The sequence below is a fragment of the Cupriavidus pauculus genome, assembly GCF_008693385.1.
Lineage (GTDB): Bacteria > Pseudomonadota > Gammaproteobacteria > Burkholderiales > Burkholderiaceae > Cupriavidus > Cupriavidus pauculus_D.
In genome coordinates this window covers 3,310,993-3,328,498 of record NZ_CP044065.1, presented here as the reverse complement: position 1 = coordinate 3,328,498, position 17,506 = coordinate 3,310,993, and the positions used below count along the sequence as shown (strand labels likewise).

15 protein-coding genes are annotated in these 17,506 nt (G+C 66.0%); all 15 read right to left on the bottom strand.

Translation table 11 applies throughout. The features are described from left to right. Window positions 1-8: 8 nt before the first annotated feature. Window positions 9-782, bottom strand: a complete 774-nt coding sequence (locus FOB72_RS15220) for a ParA family protein (RefSeq protein ID WP_150373381.1) — start codon at window positions 780-782, stop codon at window positions 9-11. 43 nt (window positions 783-825) lie between these two features. After that, window positions 826-1,596 (bottom strand): 16S rRNA (guanine(527)-N(7))-methyltransferase RsmG, encoded by a 771-nt coding sequence (rsmG, locus tag FOB72_RS15215; protein ID WP_150373380.1) that lies wholly within the window; start codon window positions 1,594-1,596, stop codon window positions 826-828. Then, window positions 1,597-3,537, bottom strand: a complete 1,941-nt coding sequence (gene mnmG / locus FOB72_RS15210) for a tRNA uridine-5-carboxymethylaminomethyl(34) synthesis enzyme MnmG (protein ID WP_150373379.1) — start codon at window positions 3,535-3,537, stop codon at window positions 1,597-1,599. A 194-nt stretch (window positions 3,538-3,731) separates the two neighbouring features. After that, window positions 3,732-4,469: an ABC transporter ATP-binding protein gene (locus FOB72_RS15205; protein ID WP_223851356.1), complete on the bottom strand. Its 738-nt coding sequence runs from the start codon at window positions 4,467-4,469 to the stop codon at window positions 3,732-3,734. Then, complete coding sequence (locus FOB72_RS15200) at window positions 4,462-6,312, bottom strand: ABC transporter permease subunit (RefSeq protein WP_150373936.1); 1,851 nt, start codon at window positions 6,310-6,312, stop codon at window positions 4,462-4,464. Before FOB72_RS15200 ends, FOB72_RS15205 begins: the two co-directional genes overlap by 8 nt. A gap of 9 nt (window positions 6,313-6,321) precedes the next feature. Further along, on the bottom strand, window positions 6,322-7,365 hold the full coding sequence (locus tag FOB72_RS15195) for a branched-chain amino acid ABC transporter permease (RefSeq protein WP_150373377.1): 1,044 nt from the start codon (window positions 7,363-7,365) through the stop codon (window positions 6,322-6,324). Between the two features lie 4 nt (window positions 7,366-7,369). After that, complete coding sequence (locus FOB72_RS15190; protein WP_150373376.1) at window positions 7,370-8,530, bottom strand: ABC transporter substrate-binding protein; 1,161 nt, start codon at window positions 8,528-8,530, stop codon at window positions 7,370-7,372. 336 nt (window positions 8,531-8,866) lie between these two features. After that, the gene (locus FOB72_RS15185; protein WP_223851355.1) at window positions 8,867-9,379 is read right to left on the bottom strand and encodes a hypothetical protein; all 513 of its coding nucleotides are present in this window, start codon (window positions 9,377-9,379) and stop codon (window positions 8,867-8,869) included. Window positions 9,380-9,666: 287 nt separating this feature from the next. Beyond that, on the bottom strand, window positions 9,667-10,713 hold the full coding sequence (locus tag FOB72_RS15180) for a branched-chain amino acid ABC transporter permease (protein ID WP_150373375.1): 1,047 nt from the start codon (window positions 10,711-10,713) through the stop codon (window positions 9,667-9,669). Beyond that, window positions 10,713-11,597 (bottom strand): branched-chain amino acid ABC transporter permease, encoded by an 885-nt coding sequence (locus tag FOB72_RS15175; protein ID WP_150373374.1) that lies wholly within the window; start codon window positions 11,595-11,597, stop codon window positions 10,713-10,715. The genes FOB72_RS15180 and FOB72_RS15175 overlap by 1 nt, the downstream gene beginning before the upstream one ends. A gap of 67 nt (window positions 11,598-11,664) precedes the next feature. Further along, window positions 11,665-12,873: an ABC transporter substrate-binding protein gene (locus tag FOB72_RS15170; RefSeq protein ID WP_150373373.1), complete on the bottom strand. Its 1,209-nt coding sequence runs from the start codon at window positions 12,871-12,873 to the stop codon at window positions 11,665-11,667. An 88-nt stretch (window positions 12,874-12,961) separates the two neighbouring features. Further along, window positions 12,962-13,702: an ABC transporter ATP-binding protein gene (locus FOB72_RS15165; RefSeq protein ID WP_150373372.1), complete on the bottom strand. Its 741-nt coding sequence runs from the start codon at window positions 13,700-13,702 to the stop codon at window positions 12,962-12,964. Window positions 13,703-13,717: 15 nt separating this feature from the next. Continuing rightward, a complete protein-coding gene (locus FOB72_RS15160) occupies window positions 13,718-14,503 on the bottom strand; it encodes an ABC transporter ATP-binding protein (protein WP_150373371.1) in 786 nt (261 codons plus the stop codon). A gap of 267 nt (window positions 14,504-14,770) precedes the next feature. After that, window positions 14,771-16,435 (bottom strand): GMC family oxidoreductase, encoded by a 1,665-nt coding sequence (locus FOB72_RS15155; protein ID WP_150373370.1) that lies wholly within the window; start codon window positions 16,433-16,435, stop codon window positions 14,771-14,773. A 78-nt stretch (window positions 16,436-16,513) separates the two neighbouring features. Further along, a complete protein-coding gene (locus FOB72_RS15150) occupies window positions 16,514-17,467 on the bottom strand; it encodes an alpha/beta hydrolase (RefSeq protein ID WP_150373369.1) in 954 nt (317 codons plus the stop codon). Between the last annotated feature and the right edge of the window lie 39 nt (window positions 17,468-17,506).

The following is a 17,506-nucleotide window of genomic DNA, read 5'->3' as shown; positions in this document are numbered from 1 at the left end:
GATGGCGCTCAGCCGAGCTGCCTGACGCGGGCGATCATCTCCGCGCCGAAATCGAGATAGGCCTTGGCCCCCTTGGAAGACACGTCGAAGGCAACGCCCGGCATGCCGTAGGACGGTGCTTCCGCCAGCCGCACGTTGCGGGGGATCACGGTCTTGAACACCTTGTCGGCGAAGTGGGCCTCGAGCTGGGCCGACACCTGCTGCTGCAGCGTGACGCGCGGGTCGAACATCACGCGCAGCAGGCCGATGACCTTGAGGTCGCGATTGAGGTTCGCATGGACCTGCTTGATCGTGTTGACGAGATCGGAGAGCCCTTCCAGCGCGAAGTACTCGCACTGCATCGGCACGATCACGCCATGCGCGGCGCAGAGGCCGTTCAGCGTCAGCAGCGACAGCGACGGCGGGCAGTCGATCAGCACGAAGTCGTATTCGTCATCGACCTCGGCGAGCGCCTGCTTGAGCCGGCGTTCGCGCTGATCGAGCTCGACCAGTTCCACTTCGGCGCCGGCGAGCTCGCGGTTGGCCGGCAGCACGTCGTACTTGCCCGCCTCCGAGCGCTGGCGCGCCTGCGAGACCGTCGACAGCCCCACGAGCACCTGGTACACGCTGTGTTCGAGCGACTGCTTGTCGATGCCGGAACCCATCGAGGCATTGCCCTGCGGATCGAGGTCCACCAGCAGCACGCGCTGTTCCTGCGCGGCGAGGCCCGCGGCAAGATTGACCGTCGTGGTGGTCTTGCCAACGCCGCCCTTCTGGTTTGCGATCACGAATACCTTGGCCATAGGCTCCCGAAGCTCCTGTGTGTGTACCGATGCGAGGTTCGCATCAGACATGTGCTTGATTATCCACTCGACGCGACAGCACCACGAGATGCCGCTCCGCGTCCAGTTCCGGTACCGTCAGGCGCGGTACCGCGTCTACCTGCCACGCGGCCATCAGCCCCGCGGCTTCCATGCGATCCAGTTCGGCCTGGGGGTACACGCCCTTCATCGCCATCAGCCGTCCACCCGGCGCGAGCAGGTGCCCCGACAGCGTGACGAAGTCCGTGAGTTCCGCGAACGCGCGCGAGGTGATGACGGCATAGCCGTCCGCATCCTCGAGCTTTTCCACGGGTCCCCAGTGCGCCGAGGCATTGCCCAGTCCGAGCTGCGCGCGGCACTGCGTCAGGAACGCGGTCTTCTTCTGGACGATATCGACCATACGGACCGTCACGTCCGGACAGGCAATCGCGAGCGGCAGGCCGGGCATGCCGCCGCCCGATCCGACGTCGAGCACCCTGCCCCGCGCGGCGGCACGCACGCGATCGTCACGCACGCTATCGTCACGGACGGAATGGGCACGTGCGGCCTCCGCGAGCGCGGGCACGGCCGCGAGCGAATCGAACAGATGATGCGTGAGCATTTCGTCGGGATGACGAATGGCCGTGAGGTTATAGACCCCGTTCCACTTGCCCAGCAGCGTCAGGTACGCAAGCAGCGTATCGACCTGCGCGGCAGCAAGCGGAAGACCGATGCTGTCGAGCGCGGCTTCCAGCCGCGCACGCTGTGCGGTCGCATCCACGACCGCACGGCCTGCCGAATAACGGGAGCCCCCCACTCAGGCTGCCTCCTGGCCACCGGCCGCGGCAGCGCGACCCATGCCCTTCTTTTTCAGATGCACCAGCAGCAGCGAGATGGCCGCCGGGGTAACGCCCGAGATCCGCGAGGCCTGGCCCAGCGTTTCCGGCCGATGCTGATTGAGCTTCTGGCTGACCTCGAAGCCAAGCCCGCGGACTTCGGTGTAGTCGAAACCGGCGGGCAGCCGCGTCGATTCGTTGGCCTCGAGCTTCTCCACCTCCGAGGCCTGACGCGCAATATAGCCGTGGTACTTGATGCCGATCTCGATCTGCTCGCGGATCTGGCCGACCAGCAGCGGGTCGGCATCGAGGGCCTGCTCGGGCGCGTAGCGCCCTGCCTGCATCGCCATCAGGGCCTCATACGTGACGGCCGGACGGCGCAGCAGATCCGCGAGCGAATACTCGCGCTCGATGGCCTTGCCCAGCAACGGTACCGCGTCCGCCTCGGGCAGGATCGACGGGTTCACCCACGTGCTCTTGAGGCGCTCTGTTTCACGTGAAACAGCGTCGCGCTTGCGGTTGAACGCGTCCCAGCGCACGTCGTCCACGACGCCGAGCTCGCGGCCGATCTCGGTCAGGCGCATATCGGCGTTGTCTTCGCGCAGGCTCAGACGGAACTCCGCGCGGCTCGTGAACATACGGTACGGTTCGGTCACGCCGCGCGTGATCAGGTCATCGACGAGCACGCCGAGGTACGCCTGATCGCGGCGCGGCGCCCAGGCGTCACGCTCGCGCGCGAAGCAGCCCGCGTTGATGCCGGCCAGCAGGCCCTGCGCCGCTGCCTCTTCATACCCCGTCGTGCCGTTGATCTGGCCTGCGAAGAACAGGCCCGAAATGGCCTTGCTCTCGAGCGATGACTTGAGGGCGCGCGGGTCGAAGTAGTCGTACTCGATGGCGTAGCCGGGGCGCAGGATATGGGCATTCTCGAGCCCGCGAATCGAGTGCACGAGGTCCAGCTGCACGTCGAACGGGAGGCTCGTGGAGATGCCGTTCGGGTAGAACTCGTTGGTCGTCAGGCCTTCCGGCTCCAGGAAGATCTGGTGGCTTTCCTTGCTCGCAAACCGGTGGATCTTGTCCTCGATGCTCGGGCAGTAGCGCGGCCCTACCCCTTCGATCACGCCCGTGTACATCGGCGAGCGGTCGAGACCGCCGCGGATAACCTCGTGGGTACGCGCGTTCGTATGGGTGATCCAGCACGGCAGTTGTTGCGGATGCTGGCTCGGATGGCCCAGGAACGAGAACACGGGCACCGGATCGAGGTCGCCCGGCTGCTCTTCCATGACCGAAAAGTCGATCGTGCGCCCGTCGATGCGCGGGGGCGTACCGGTCTTGAGGCGGCCCTGCGGCAGCTTCAGTTCTTTCAGCCGGGCCGACAGCGAGACCGCGGCCGGGTCGCCCGCACGGCCGCCGGTGTAGTTGTCGAGGCCGACGTGGATCTTGCCGTCGAGGAATGTCCCCGCCGTCAGCACCACCGCGCGTGCACGGAAGGCGATGCCCACCTGCGTCATGGCACCGACCACGCGGTCGCCTTCCACCATCAGATCATCGACGGCCTGCTGGAACAGCATCAGGTTCGGCTGGTTTTCGAGGCGGGTCCGGATGGCCTTGCGGTACAGCACACGGTCCGCCTGGGCACGCGTGGCGCGGACGGCCGGGCCCTTGCTCGAGTTCAGAATGCGGAACTGGATACCGGCCTCGTCGGTGGCAGCAGCCATGGCGCCGCCCATGGCATCGACTTCCTTGACCAGATGCCCCTTGCCGATGCCGCCGATCGACGGATTGCAGCTCATCTGTCCCAGCGTCTCGATGTTATGGGTCAGCAGCAGCGTCTGGCAGCCCATGCGGGCGGCTGCGAGGGCGGCTTCGGTGCCGGCATGGCCGCCACCAACGACGATGACATCGAATTCTTTCGGGTAAAGCATGGGACACCTCCTCCGGGAGGTTATGAGCGGAAAATTTGGGATGTCGAATTATAGCGGCAATCGGGGGCCGGACTTTGGGCCCCTTCAATGTTTCACGTGGAACATCGTGTGGAACGCACATCGGAATCGCCGGCAGTGTTTCACGTGAAACACTGCGGCGGAAGGCTTCTCAGGAAAGGGCGCCTCGTCGGGGCCTAGGCGACCGTGTGCCGCCCGAGCCCAAGATAGGCATCGACCACGCGCGGGTCGCTGGCCAGGTTGGTGGCCTCCCCTTCCATCACGATCTCGCCGGTCTCGAGCACATAGCCATAGTCCGCCACCCGCAGCGCGGCGCGGGCGTTCTGCTCGATCAACAAGGTCGCCACGCCGGTCTGCCGCAGGCGATCGATGATCTGGAAGATCTCGCGGACGATCAGTGGCGCCAGCCCGAGACTGGGCTCGTCGAGCATCAGCACACGCGGCCTGGCCATCAGCGCGCGGCCGATGGCAAGCATCTGGCGCTCGCCGCCCGATAGCGTGCCGGCCTCCTGCCGGGCCCGCTCGCGCAGACGCGGGAACAGGCCGTAGACCACATCCATCTGGTCGAGGTACGCGCGCTCCCCTGCCCGCTTCCGCCGGAACGCGCCCAGTACCAGGTTGTCCTCGACCGTCATGGCGCCGAACAGCTCGCGGCGTTCGGGCACGAGGCACATGCCAAGCGCCACGCGATCCTCGATCGGCAAGGCCGTAACGTCGTCGCCGAACAGCCGGATACCGCCGGCCGCCACCCCGTACGGGGGCAGCGCGCCCATCACGGCATTGAGCAGCGTGGACTTGCCCGCCCCGTTCGGGCCAATCACCGTGACGATGCTGCCGGCGGCGAGGCGCAGGCTGGCACCGTGCACGGCCTCGACCTTGCGGTAGCGCACATGGAGGTCGTCGATCTCAAGCACCGTCGATGTCTCCCGTACCCAGATAGGCTTCGAGCACCGCAGGATCGCGTTGCACCTGCGCCGGCGTTCCTTCCGCGATGCGCGTACCGAACTCCATCACGACGAGGCGATCGGTCAGGTTCATCACGAAATCCATGTCGTGCTCGACCAGCAGCACGCTCATCCCCTCGCCCCTGAGCTTGCGCAGCAGCGCGGCCAGCGCCTGCTTCTCCAGGTGGCGAAGTCCCGCGGCCGGCTCGTCGAGGAGCAGCATTGCCGGATCCGTACACAGCGCACGCGCGATTTCGAGCACGCGTTGCTGGCCGAGCGCGAGGCTGCCCGCTTCGTCATGGAGACGATCGCCGAGTCCGACGCGCTCGAGCTGGGTACGGGCCTCGAACAGCAGCTTGCGTTCCTCCTCGCGGTTGACGCGCAGCATTGCCGCCACCACCCCACCCTGCGGAGCGAAGTCGCCGCGCAGGTGCGCGCCCAGCGCGACGTTTTCCAGCACGGACATCGACGGCAGCAGATGCACGTGCTGGAAGGTACGGCCGATGCCGCGCGCGACGATTTCACGTGAAGGACGGTTGGAGATGAGGTCGCCGCGGTAGCGCACCTCGCCTCCCGTCAGCGACGCCACGCCCGTAATCAGGTTGAACGTGGTGGACTTGCCCGCGCCGTTCGGGCCGATCAGGCCGACGATCTCCCCCGCGCGGACCTGGAAGCTGATGTCGTTGACCGCGACCAGCCCCCCGAACTGCTTGCGCGCCTCGCGCACGTCGAGCAGCAACTCGCCGGGCTCGGGTTTCTGGCGCTTCGGCAGGGCCGGTGCCTCATCGGGGGCGTGGACACGCGGCCCCGCGGGAAACCATCGCGACAGGTAATTCCAGATGCCGTCCGGTGCGTACTGGAGCAACAGCACCATCAGCACACCGAACACGATAATCTCGAAATTCCCGGTCGACCCGAGCAGCCGGGGTAGCAACCCCTGCAGCGCGTCCTTGAGAATCGTGAGCACGCCGGCGCCGACGATGGCGCCCCACACATGCCCCACACCACCGACCACGGCCATGAACAGGTATTCGATGCCGTGATTGAGCCCGAACGGCGTGGGATTCACCGCGCGCTGCAGATGCGCATAGAGAAAGCCAGATATGCACGCCAGTATTGCCGCGATGATAAATACGACCACCTTCATCCATCCCGTGGATACGCCCATGGCCTCGGCCATCGTGACACCCCCCTTCAGCGCACGGATCGCGCGGCCGGGCCGGGAGTTCAGCAGATTGGCGGACAGCAGCATGGCCAGCAGGACGACGCACCAGATCGCGTAGAACATCGCGCGGCCCGACTGCAGCGGGACGCCGAAGACGGACAGCACCGGTATGCCGGTCAGGCCATCGTACTTGCCGAGGAACTCGAGATTGCCGAACAGATAGAACAGCGACAGGCCCCAGGCGATCGTCGCGAGCGGCAGGTAATGCCCCGACATGCGCATCGTGATGGCGCCGATCAGGCTCGCGCAGCAAAACGTCACCGCGAGCCCCGCCAGCAACCCGAACCACGGCGACAGACCGAACTGCGTGGTCAGGTACGCGGTACTGTAGGCGCCGAGCCCCACGAACGCGGCCTGTCCGAACGATGTCATGCCACCGACGCCCGTCAGCAGCACGAGGCCGATGGCAACGAGGCTGTAGAGCCCGATATAGTTGCCGAGCGTGATCCAGAACTCCGGCGTGGGCAGCACGGGCATGGCCGCAAGCGCCGCCACGAAGAGCGTGGCGAGCACGCGGTGCCATGGCAGGCGCGCACGCGCGCGACGCGCGTTCGCCGCCGGTCCGGCGACGGGCTCCTCGGTCAGCATCGTCACCGCCTACTCCTCGTCTTCGACGCGCTTGCCCGTGAGCGAGCGCCACAACAGTACCGGGATGATCAGCGTGAACACGATCACCTCCTTGAACGCGCTCGCCCAGAACGACGAGTACGACTCCAGCAGGCCCACGAGCAACGCGCCCGCCGCCGCCACGGGATAGCTCGCGAGGCCGCCGACGATCGCGCCCACGAATCCCTTGAGCCCGACCAGGAAGCCGGACTCGTAGTAGATCGTCGTCAGCGGCGCGATCAGCACGCCGCAGAGCGCACCCATTGCAGCGGCCAGCGTGAACGACAGCCTGCCCGCCTGCGCGGTGCCGATACCCACGAGGCGCGCGCCGAGCCGGTTCACCGCGGTCGCGCGCAGCGCCTTGCCGTGAATCGTATGTTCGAAGTAGCCGTAGAGCGCGCCGATAAGCAGCGCGGACACGCCGACGACCCACAGGCTCTGGCCCGACACGCTGAGCGTGCCGACCTCGAAGCGCGCATCGGAGAACGCGTCGGTACGCGAGCCCTCCGCGCCGAACATCGCGAGGCCAAGTCCCACCAGCGCGAAGTGCACGGCCACTGAGACGATGAGCAGCACGAGCGTGCTCGCTTCCGCGAGCGGCTCGTAGGCGAGCCGGTAGAGCATGGGGCCGAGCGGTACGACCACGAGCAGCGTGAGCGCGATCTGCACGGGCATCGGCAACGGCTGCGTGCCAACGGCCTGCACGATCCCGTGCACCGCGAGCGGAAAGAACAGGTATTTGCCCGCCAGCACAAGCAGCGCGCGCCAGCCGAACCGATGCCTTCGCACCAGCAGGATGACCTCGCGCACGAACGTCAGCGCACCCATGGCCACCAGCAGCCACGTCGTGCGCGGCGCGTGGCCGGCCTGCATGGCCGCCAGCGTCAGCGCGCCATAGGCAACGAACTCGCCTTGCGGAATGAAGATGACGCGCGTGACCGAGAACACGAGCACGAGCGCCAGCGCCAGCAATGCGTAAATGGCGCCGGTCGTGATGCCGTCCTGCGCGAGAATGGCCGCGATAGAGAGGTCCATGTGCTCATCGCGACTGCAGCTTCCACTTGCCGTCGACGATCTGCACCATCACGCGCGAGCGCTGGTCCATCCCCAGATGATCGGTCGCGCTCATGTTCATGATGCCGTGCGAGACCGCGAGGTCCTTCGTCTGTTCGAGCGCGTCGCGCAGGGCCTTGCGGAACTCCCTGCTGCCCGGCTCCCCCTTCCTGAGCGCTTCCGGAATCGCGTGTTGCAGCAGCAGGCCCGCATCCCAAGCATGGCCGCCGAAGCCCGATACCTGTCCGCCGAACGCTTTCTCGTAGGCCGTCTTGTAGGCCATCGCGGGCTTCTTCACGGGATTGCTGTCGGGCAACTGCTCCGCCACGAGCAGCGGGCCCGCCGGCAGGAACGTACCCTCGCAATCCCTGCCGCAGACGCGCAGGAAGTCGGCATTGGCCACGCCGTGCGTCTGATAGATCTTGCCCTTGTAGCCGCGCTCCTTGAGCGTCTTGGCGGGCAGCGCCGCGGGCGTACCCGATCCTGCGATCAGCACCGCGTCCGCATTGGCGCTCATCAGCTTGAGCACCTGGCCCGTCACCGACGTGTCGGTGCGCGCAAAGCGTTCATTGGCCACCACGCGGATCTTGCGCAGGTCCGCGACCTTCGCGAACTCCGTGGCCCACCCGTCGCCGTACGCGTCCGCGAAGCCGATGAACGCCACCGTCTTCACGTTGTTGTTGGTCATGTGCTCGGCGATCGCCGTGGCCATGTGCGAGTCGTTCTGCGGCGTCTTGAAGACCCACGCGCGCTTGGTGTCCATCGGTTCGATCAGCCGCGCCGACGCGGCCATCGCGATCATCGGCGTACCGGTTTCGGCGGCGATGTCGATCATCGCGAGCGAGTTGGGCGTCACGGTGGAACCGACGAGCACGTCGACCTTGTCCTCGCTGACGAGCTTGCGCGTGTTCTTGACCGCGGTGGTGGTATCCGAGGCGTCGTCGAGCACGATGTACTCGACGGTCTTGCCGCCGATCTGCTTCGGCATGAGCGTGAACGTGTTCTTCTCGGGAATGCCCAGCGAGGCGGCGGGACCCGTCGCGGAGACCGTGACCCCGATCTTGATCTGGGCGGCCGCGCCGCCAGTGACCCCAGCGAACAGGCAGGCAGCGGCAAGCGCCAGCAAGCTGGCACGCTTCAATCTCATGTCCTCTCCTTCCGTGGCAGAAATGAAAAAAGGCATCCGCCGCCTTCCGGCCGGCGGATGCCTCCAGTCCTGATATGGGCCCGCTTGTCATGATCTGGCGGACTCTGTGTGGCGGTCGCCGGGCGCATCGCTGGCGCCCTCGCCGACTTGTCCCGGAACGACGCATGCGCAGAGCGATGAAGTACGTCCCGTTTTTCCCGTCCTGCGCGGCTCTTACCCCGGAGTGCGCAGCTGCATTCGCCGACCGCACGGTCGGGAATGCGAATTCAGTCTAACAGAGCGATTTGGCGCGGGAAGGCGGATTAACCCGAGTGTGGGCCGATTGAAACGGTGGCGCTATCCCAGCAACTTCGCTGCCGGCATGCAGTCGCGCCGCCAAAGCCCGCTGGCGTCGCGCACGAACCCCCGGGGTGCCTCGGCCCCGGGCAGCAGCGTGGGCGCTGCCAGGAGATGACGGATGCCGTGCGCGCGGCACCAGTCGGCGAGGAGCCCGATGCAGGCATCGAAGCTTTCGCGGGCGGCTTCGCTGCCCGGCATATCGCACCACCAGTCGGCCACCATGGCCACTCGGCCGGCAAGGGCGAGGTGGTGGATCAACGTGGCGGCCATGAGCGCGCGCACCGGATTGGTGCCATCGGCGGCCTCGCGCATCACACAGACGCCCTGTCCGCTCTGCGCGAGCAGCGCCTCGAGCGCCAGACGGCGCGCCCGAGCCTCCGGTACGGGCAGTGGACGCCACACGGCGAGCCATGCGTCGAGGCGATCGGCATCGGCCGATTCGGCGACACGGAGAAGCGGCGCGGGGGCAGCGCGATCGGAAGAGGTAGCGGAAGACGTCGGAGAAGGCATGGGAATGGACGACAATGAGACGCGATACGGACGTGAACGGGCTGGCGCCCGCATCGTCCCTTCGGTACCGGGAAATAAAAAAGGCGTTGCCGAATATTATCGGCAACGCCTTTTATCTATTTGGCACATGCTACCCGACACCGGGTGCGCGCCTTGTCGTCTCCTCGCTTCCGCCTCCAAGTAACCTGCGAAAACCGTATATGCAATGTAACTAAGCGGTGCGTCCGAGACAAGCTAGCAGAAACCCTAGCCCCAAAAGCGGGCACTCACGCGCCGCATGAGTGCCTTCAGTGCTTCTTGCGGCTCGTGAGCGCGATCAGCTCGCCCATGATCCCGCGGCGGAACGTGAGCACGCAGATCACGAAGATGATGCCGGTGACCATCGTCACGGACTCGCCCAGCACGCTGAACCAGCCGATACCGGTCGCCGAGGCGAGGAACGCACCGATATCGCCGAGCTTGTTCTCGAGCGCGACGATGACGAACGCGCCGACCACGGGGCCGGACAGCGTGCCCAGGCCGCCCACCAGCGTCATCAGGATCACCGAGCCCGACATCGACCAGTGCACGTCGGTCAGCGTCTCGAAGCCAAGCACGAGCGCCTTGATCGAACCAGCGAGCCCCGACAGCGCGGCCGACAGCACGAAGGCCATCAGCTTGAACTTGTCGGTGTCGTAGCCAAGCGAGGTCGTGCGCGGTTCGTTCTCCTTGATCGCCTTCAGGATCTGCCCGAACGGAGAATGCACGGTGCGCACGATCAATGCGAACGCGGCCACGATGATCACGAGCGCCACGTAGTACAGCGTGAGGTCGTCGGAGAGCGACAGCACGCCAAACAGCTTGCCGCGCGGAATCCCCTGCAGGCCATCTTCACCGCCCGTGAACGGCGCCTGCAGGCAGATGAAGAACAGCATCTGCGCGAGTGCGAGCGTGATCATCGAAAAGTAGATGCCCTGGCGGCGAATCGCGAGCGAGCCGACCACGTAGCCGATGGCCGCGCCCGCCGCGGTGCCGAGCAGCAGCCCGATCTCGGGCGTCACGCCCCACACCTTCATCGCCTGCCCCGCCACATAGCCCGCGCCGCCGAAGAACGCGGCATGGCCGAACGAGAGCAGGCCCGTAAAGCCGATCAGCAGGTTGAACGCGCAGGCAAACAGCGCGAAGCACAGCACCTTCAGCACGAACACGGGATACGCGCCGACGAGCGGCGCCGCGATCAGGCCCGCGAGCAGCAGGCCATACAAGACTTTCTTCTGCACGCCGCTTCCTTCCTTGATGCCGTTGGCGCTCTTCGCAACGGCGGGCTGACCCGCCTGTCCGGTAACTCCGCTCATTATTTCTCCCTCCCGAACAGACCGGCCGGGCGCAGCAGCAGCACGATCACCATGATGAAGAACACCACCGTGGACGATGCTTCAGGATAGAACACCTTGGTCAGGCCCTCGATGACGCCGAGGCCCAGGCCCGTGAGAATCGAACCCATGATCGAACCCATGCCGCCGATCACGACCACCGCGAACACGACGATGATCAGGTTCTGGCCCATGAGCGGCGAGATCTGGATGACGGGCGCCGCGAGCACGCCCGCGAACGCGGCAAGCGCCACGCCGAAGCCATACGTCAGCGTGACCATGAGCGGCACGTTGATGCCGAACGCCTCGACCATCTTCGGGTTTTCGGTGCCGGCACGCAGATAGGCGCCGAGCTTGGTCTTCTCGATCACGTACCACGTGGCGATACAGACGATGAGCGAGGCCACCACGACCCAGCCGCGATAGTTCGGCAGGATCATGAAGCCGAGGTCGGTCGCGCCCTGCAGCGCTTCTGGCGGCGAATACGGCAGGCCCGACACGCCGTAGATGGAGCGGAGCACGCCCTCGATCACGAGCGTGATGCCGAGCGTCAGCAGCAGGCCGTAGATGTGATCAAGCTTGTAGATCCACCGCAGCATGGTCTTCTCGATGATCACGCCGAGCGCGCCGACAACGAGGGGCGAGAGTGCGAGCATCACCCAGTAGTTGAGGCCCGCATACTCCATGCCGGCCCACGCGAGCACGGCGCCGAGCATGAACAGCGCACCGTGCGCGAAATTGATCACGTTGAGCAGGCCGAAGATCACGGCCAGCCCCAGACTCAGCATCGCGTAGAACGCGCCATTGACGAGGCCCAGCAGAAGCTGGGACAACATGGCGGGAAGAGGAATACCGAAAATATCCATGGCAACGCTAAGTGGAATCGGGACGGGGGAGGGTCTCCCCTCCCCCAGCAACATCAGCTACGCGTGATTACTTCTTCAGCGCCGCGCACTTCGAGTCGGCCACCGTCGTGAAGGCCTGGTCGCCCGGGATCGTCGCCACGACCTTCAGGTAATCCCACGGCTTCTTCGAGTCGGCCGGTGCCTTCACCTGCATCAGGTACATATCGTGGACGTAGCGGCCGTCCTGGCGAATCTGGCCCTTGCCGTAGAAGTCGTCGAGCTTCATCTTCTTCAGCTCGGCCATCACCTTGTCCGGATCGTCCGTCTTGGCGGCCTCGACGGCCTTCAGGTAATTCGACACCGACGAGTAGTCCGCGGCCTGCAGCGAGCTCGGCATCTTCTTCATCTTGCCGAAATAGCGGTTGGCGAACTTGCGCGTCTCGTCGTTGGTGTCCCAGTACCAGCTGTCCGTCATCAGCAGGCCTTCGGTGTTCTTGAGGCCCAGGCTGTGCACGTCGTTGATGAACATCAGCAGGCCCGCGATCTTCATCGTCTTGGTGATGCCGAATTCCTTCGCCGCCTTGATCGAGTTGATCGTGTCGCCGCCGGCGTTCGCAAGACCCAGGATCTGCGCCTTCGACGCCTGCGCCTGCAGCAGGAACGACGAGAAGTCCGACGCCGACAGCGGGTGGCGCACGGAGCCGGCCACGGTACCGCCGTTCGCCTTCACGACCGCCGCCGTGTCCGATTCGAGCGAGTGGCCGAACGCGTAGTCGGCGGTCAGGAAGAACCACGACTTGCCGCCCTGCTTGACCACCGCGCTGCCGGTGCCCTTGGCGAGCGCCACCGTGTCATACGCGTAGTGCACCGTGTACGGCGAGCACTCCTCGTTGGTCAGGCGCGCGGTGCCGGCGCCGATGTTGATGTACACGCGCTTCTTCTCGGAAGCGACCTTGTTCATCGCGAGCGCGGTACCGGAGTTCGTGCCGCCCACCAGCAGGTCGAGGCCCTGCTGGTCCATCCATTCGCGCGCCTTGGAGGCGGCGATGTCGGCCTTGTTCTGGTGGTCGGCGGAGAGCAGCTCGATCGGCTTGCCCAGCACCTTGCCGCCATGGTCCTCGATGGCCATCTTGATGGCCTCGAGACCGCCCTGTCCGTCGATGTCGGCGTACAGGCCCGACAGATCGGTGATGAAGCCGATCTTCACGGTGTCGTTCGACACCTGCGCCGTAGCAGCCGTCGAGACGGCACCCAATACAGTCGCCGCAACCGCGACCGCCAGCCGAGTCATCTTCATGTTTTGTCTCCTGAGTTTCGGCGGCGAGAAGCCACCCGTTCCTGCCTACAGCAATCGTTCGATCCGCCGGCATGCATGCCGCGCGCGATCAGACCCCAAGCAGTTCGTTGAGCACCGGCATCTTGGCCTGCAGCTCGTCGGCCGCGAAGCGCTCGACGATGGTGCCGTGTTCCATCACGTAGAAGCGGTCCGCGAGCGGCGCGGCGAAGCGGAAGTTCTGCTCCACCATCACCACCGTGTAGCCCTTCTTCTTGAGCGTGAGGATCATGCGCGCGAGCGCCTGCACGATGACGGGCGCCAGCCCTTCCGAGATCTCGTCGAGCAGCAGCAGGTTCGCGCCCGTGCGCAGGATGCGGCCGACGGCCAGCATCTGCTGCTCGCCGCCCGAGAGGCGTGTGCCCTGACTCTGCCGGCGTTCGGCGAGGTTCGGGAACATCTCGTAGATCTCGGCTTCGCTCATCGGCTGCCGGGCCTCGGCACCCTGCACCTTCAGCTGCGGCGGCAGCAGCAGGTTCTCTTCGCACGAGAGGCTCGAGAAGATGGCCCGCTCTTCCGGGCAGTAGCCGATGCCGTAGTGCGCGATCTTGTGCGTGGGCAGGCCGATGGTCTCGTGCCCGTTCACCTGGATCGAGCCCTTGCGCGTGCCCGTGAGGCCCATGATCGCGCGCAGCGTCGTGGTGCGGCCCGCGCCGTTGCGGCCCAGCAGCGTGACCACTTCACCGTGGTTCACGGTGAGGTTCACGCCGTGCAGGATGTGCGATTCGCCGTACCACGCGTGCAGATCGCGGATCTCGAGCGCGGCGGTCTTGTTGGTCGTGTCGTTCGCCATGTCGGGTCCCGTTGATCAGTGCGCGCCCTGGAGCTCGGCGTCCGCCGTGCCCATGTACGCTTCCATCACGCGCGGGTCCTTCGACACCTCCGCGTACGGGCCTTCGGCGAGAATCGCGCCACGCTGCAGGACGGTGATCTTGTCGGCGATCGACGAGACCACGTTCATGTTGTGCTCGACCATCAGGATCGTGCGGCCCGCGGAGACCTTCTTGATCAGCTGCGTCACGCGGTCCACGTCCTCGTGGCCCATGCCCTGCGTGGGCTCGTCCAGCAGCATCATTTCCGGTTCCATCGCGAGCGTGGTGGCGATCTCGAGCGCGCGCTTGCGGCCGTACGGCAGGTTCACCGTGACGGTCTCCGCGAACTCGGTCAGGCCGACCTGCTCCAGCAGCTCCATCGCGCGATCGTTCAGCACGTCGAGCGAACGCTCGCTGCGCCAGAACTGGAACGCGGTGCCGAGCTGGCGTTGCAGACCGATGCGCACGTTCTCGCGCACGGTCAGGTGCGGAAACACGGCGGAGATCTGGAATGAACGGATGACGCCGCGGCGCGCGATCTGCGCGGGCTTTTCACGCGTGATGTCGATACCGTTGAACAGGATCGTGCCCGTCGTCGGTTCGAGGAACTTCGTCAGCAGGTTGAAGCACGTGGTCTTGCCGGCGCCGTTGGGGCCAATCAGTGCATGGATCGATCCACGCTTCACGCGCAGGTTCACGTCGCTGACCGCGGTGAACCCCTTGAATTCCTTGGTGAGGTTCCTGGTCTCCAGGATGTTGTCCTCGGTATTGTCCGGCCTCATAAGTCTCCTGCCCGCCCTCTTGCTGCGTTACCGGGTTGTGCCCGGCACTGACAATGGTTGGATCCGCGGCGCGCTGTCGTCACGCTGTCGCCATGCTTGTCGCCATACTGCCGCTTCTAGTCCTTTCGGATTGTTTTTTTGTGCGGTGCGGCTACCGCCCGCATACGGTGGCATCCAACGCGCCGCACCACGTATGTGCAGGCTTGGGCACCGTATACCGGCGACTATTGTGTGCGCCTGCTGCGTCGCAAAACATCGGGGTTTGCACTAGGCGTAAGACACGCCTGTGGGATGCGACGCAGCGCCGCGCGAGCGCGCCTGGCGGTCGGCGCGAATCATGTCGCTCGCACGCTCCGCGATCATGATCGTGGGCGAGTTGGTATTGCCCGATGTGATCAGCGGCATGACCGATGCATCGACGACGCGCAGGCCGACGATCCCGATCACGCGCAGGCGCTCATCGACCACGGCATCGCGATCGTCGGCGCGGCCCATGCGGCAGGTGCCGACCGGATGGAAGATCGTCGTGCCGATCGCGCCCGCGGCTTCGGCCAGTTGCTCGTCCGTCTCGAACGCGGCACCGGGCAGCCATTCCTGCGGGCGATATGGCGCGAGCGCCGGCGATGCGACGATGCGCCGCGTGAGCCGGATGGAGTCGGCCGCGACCTTGCGATCCGCTTCCGTCGACAGGTAGTTCGGCGCGATGAGCGGCGCGCGGCGAAAGTCCGCGTCCTCGATATGCACGCTGCCGCGCGACGTGGGGCGCAGATTGCAGACGCTGGCCGTGAATGCGTTGAACGCATGCAGCGGATCGCCGAACTTGTCGAGCGAGAGCGGCTGCACGTGGTACTCGAGATTGGGCCGTGCCTGGCTCGCATCGCTGCGCGCGAACGCGCCGAGCTGCGAGGGTGCCATGCTCATCGGCCCGCTCTGGTTGAACGCGTACTGCAGCCCGATGCCGAGCTTGCCCCACCAGTTGGCGACGCGCGTGTTCAGCGTGCGCACGCCCTCGACCTTCATCACCGTACGCAGTTGCAGATGGTCCTGCAGGTTCTCTCCCACGCCGGCCAGTGCGTGTCGCACGCGAATGCCGAGTGCCTGCAGCCGCTCCGGCTGTCCGATGCCGGATAGTTCGAGCAGCTGCGGAGAATTGATGGCGCCGGAAGCCAGGATGACTTCTTCGGTCGCGCGCGCTTCGCGCTCGACGCCGCCGCCCACATAGCGCACGCCCGTGCAGCGGCGGCCGCCCGCATCGTCGTCGAATGTCAGCGCGCTGACCTGCGCGCCCGTGACGATGGTGAGGTTCGGCCGGTCGGCCGCGCGGCGCAGGAACGCTTTCGACGTATTCCAGCGAATGCCGCGCCGCTGATTCACCTCGAAGTAGCCGACGCCGAAGTTGTCGCCGCGATTGAAGTCGTCGGTGCGCGGAATGCCGGCCTGCTCGGCGGCATCGATAAAGCGTTCGAGAATGTCCCAGCGCAGCCGCTGCGCTTCCACGCGCCACTCGCCGCCCGCGCCGTGGAACTCGCTATTGCCGCGGTAATGGTCCTCGCTGCGCCGGAACAGCGGCAGCACGTTGTCCCAGCGCCAGCCGTCGTCGCCCGTGATCCGTGCCCAGTCGTCGTAGTCCTCGCGCTGGCCGCGCATGTAGATCATCCCGTTGATCGACGACGAACCGCCGAGCACGCGGCCGCGCGGATAGCCGAGCGAGCGGCCGTTCAGGCCCGCTTCCGCCACGGTGCGGTACAGCCAGTCCGTGCGCGGATTGCCGATGCAATACAGATAGCCGACGGGGATATGGATCCAGTGATAGTCGTCCTTGCCACCCGCCTCGAGCAGCAGCACGTTGACGTCGGTGTCCTGCGTGAGGCGATTCGCCAGCACGCAGCCGGCGGAGCCGGCACCCACGATGATGTAGTCGTATGTCTCCATGTCCCTTTGGTCCAGCATCGGTTTGTTTTCGGAATGCGGAGATCATCGCACGACTGGACCGGGGCGGCCGTCAGGGTCTTAACGGAGGGGCACGAGGTGCTGCCCCAGCCAGTCCGTCAGCGCCGCGAAGGCCTCTCCGCGGCGTGGCTCCGTTTCGTTGAACAGCTCGTGGTAGCCGTCCGCGAACCATTCCATGCGGCACAGATCGTCGGGCGCGTGGTCGTGGAAGGTGCGGCTGCCGGCGGGATCGACGATGCGATCGGCGCCCGCGACGAGCATCAGCGTCGGCACTTCGAGCCGCGCCGCATCGGCCTGCGCCTGCGCCATGCCGCGCACGAACGTTTCGAGCACGCCCGCGCTGATGGTGGACTGCACGAGCGGATCGGTCCGATATGCGCGCACGACCTCGGGGTCGTGCGACAGGCCGCTAGCATCGAGTTGCGTGGGCACGCGCAGACGTGGGGCCAGCGCCATCAGCACGCGCTGGAACGTAAGCATGCGCGGCGAAAGGAACAGCGCAAGCGCCGGCGAAGACAGGACCAGTGCGCGGATCGGCCGCACCCGTGCCGTCGCGAAACGCGCGGCGACGAGCCCGCCCATGCTGTGTCCGAGCACGATGGGAAGTTCGTTCCACTGGCGCACGGCGCCGTCATGGATCTCGGCCAGATCGTCGACATAGGCATCCGCATGGGGGACCACCATGCGCGGGCCGCCGCTGTGGCCATGGCCCCGGTGATCGTAGGCGCGCACGCGCAGACCCAGTCCGCAAAGCACCTCGGCCACGTGCTGGTAGCGGCCGCAGTGCTCGCCAAGGCCGTGTACCAGCAGCAGCGTACCCAATGGTTCGGGGTGCCGGCGGGGATCGGGCGTCCACGTGCGCAGCGACAGCTCGGTGCCGTCGCGCATGCGCTGGCGGCTTTCGATCGGGAGGATCGCGCCCGCCGTGGCAGCGCTCGCGGCAGCATTTGCGGCCACGCCATCTTCATTCGCCGAATGAATGTCGCGCTCGGTAATCGTCACAGGTTCATCCATCCCATTGTCTCCTCGCCGGGTGTGCCTGCTTTGGGTTAT

Bases quoted from the DNA above. Each gene is read 5' to 3' on its own strand.
- FOB72_RS15220 (WP_150373381.1), bottom strand. From the start codon at position 782: ATGGCCAAGGTATTCGTGATCGCAAACCAGAAGGGCGGCGTTGGCAAG.
- mnmG (WP_150373379.1), bottom strand. From the start codon at position 3,537: ATGCTTTACCCGAAAGAATTCGATGTCATCGTCGTTGGTGGCGGCCAT.
- FOB72_RS15200 (WP_150373936.1), bottom strand. From the start codon at position 6,312: ATGCTGACCGAGGAGCCCGTCGCCGGACCGGCGGCGAACGCGCGTCGC.
- FOB72_RS15195 (WP_150373377.1), bottom strand. From the start codon at position 7,365: ATGGACCTCTCTATCGCGGCCATTCTCGCGCAGGACGGCATCACGACC.
- FOB72_RS15190 (WP_150373376.1), bottom strand. From the start codon at position 8,530: ATGAGATTGAAGCGTGCCAGCTTGCTGGCGCTTGCCGCTGCCTGCCTG.
- FOB72_RS15185 (WP_223851355.1), bottom strand. From the start codon at position 9,379: ATGCCTTCTCCGACGTCTTCCGCTACCTCTTCCGATCGCGCTGCCCCC.
- FOB72_RS15180 (WP_150373375.1), bottom strand. From the start codon at position 10,713: ATGAGCGGAGTTACCGGACAGGCGGGTCAGCCCGCCGTTGCGAAGAGC.
- FOB72_RS15175 (WP_150373374.1), bottom strand. From the start codon at position 11,597: ATGGATATTTTCGGTATTCCTCTTCCCGCCATGTTGTCCCAGCTTCTG.
- FOB72_RS15170 (WP_150373373.1), bottom strand. From the start codon at position 12,873: ATGAAGATGACTCGGCTGGCGGTCGCGGTTGCGGCGACTGTATTGGGT.
- FOB72_RS15165 (WP_150373372.1), bottom strand. From the start codon at position 13,702: ATGGCGAACGACACGACCAACAAGACCGCCGCGCTCGAGATCCGCGAT.
- FOB72_RS15160 (WP_150373371.1), bottom strand. From the start codon at position 14,503: ATGAGGCCGGACAATACCGAGGACAACATCCTGGAGACCAGGAACCTC.
- FOB72_RS15155 (WP_150373370.1), bottom strand. From the start codon at position 16,435: ATGGAGACATACGACTACATCATCGTGGGTGCCGGCTCCGCCGGCTGC.
- FOB72_RS15150 (WP_150373369.1), bottom strand. From the start codon at position 17,467: ATGGATGAACCTGTGACGATTACCGAGCGCGACATTCATTCGGCGAAT.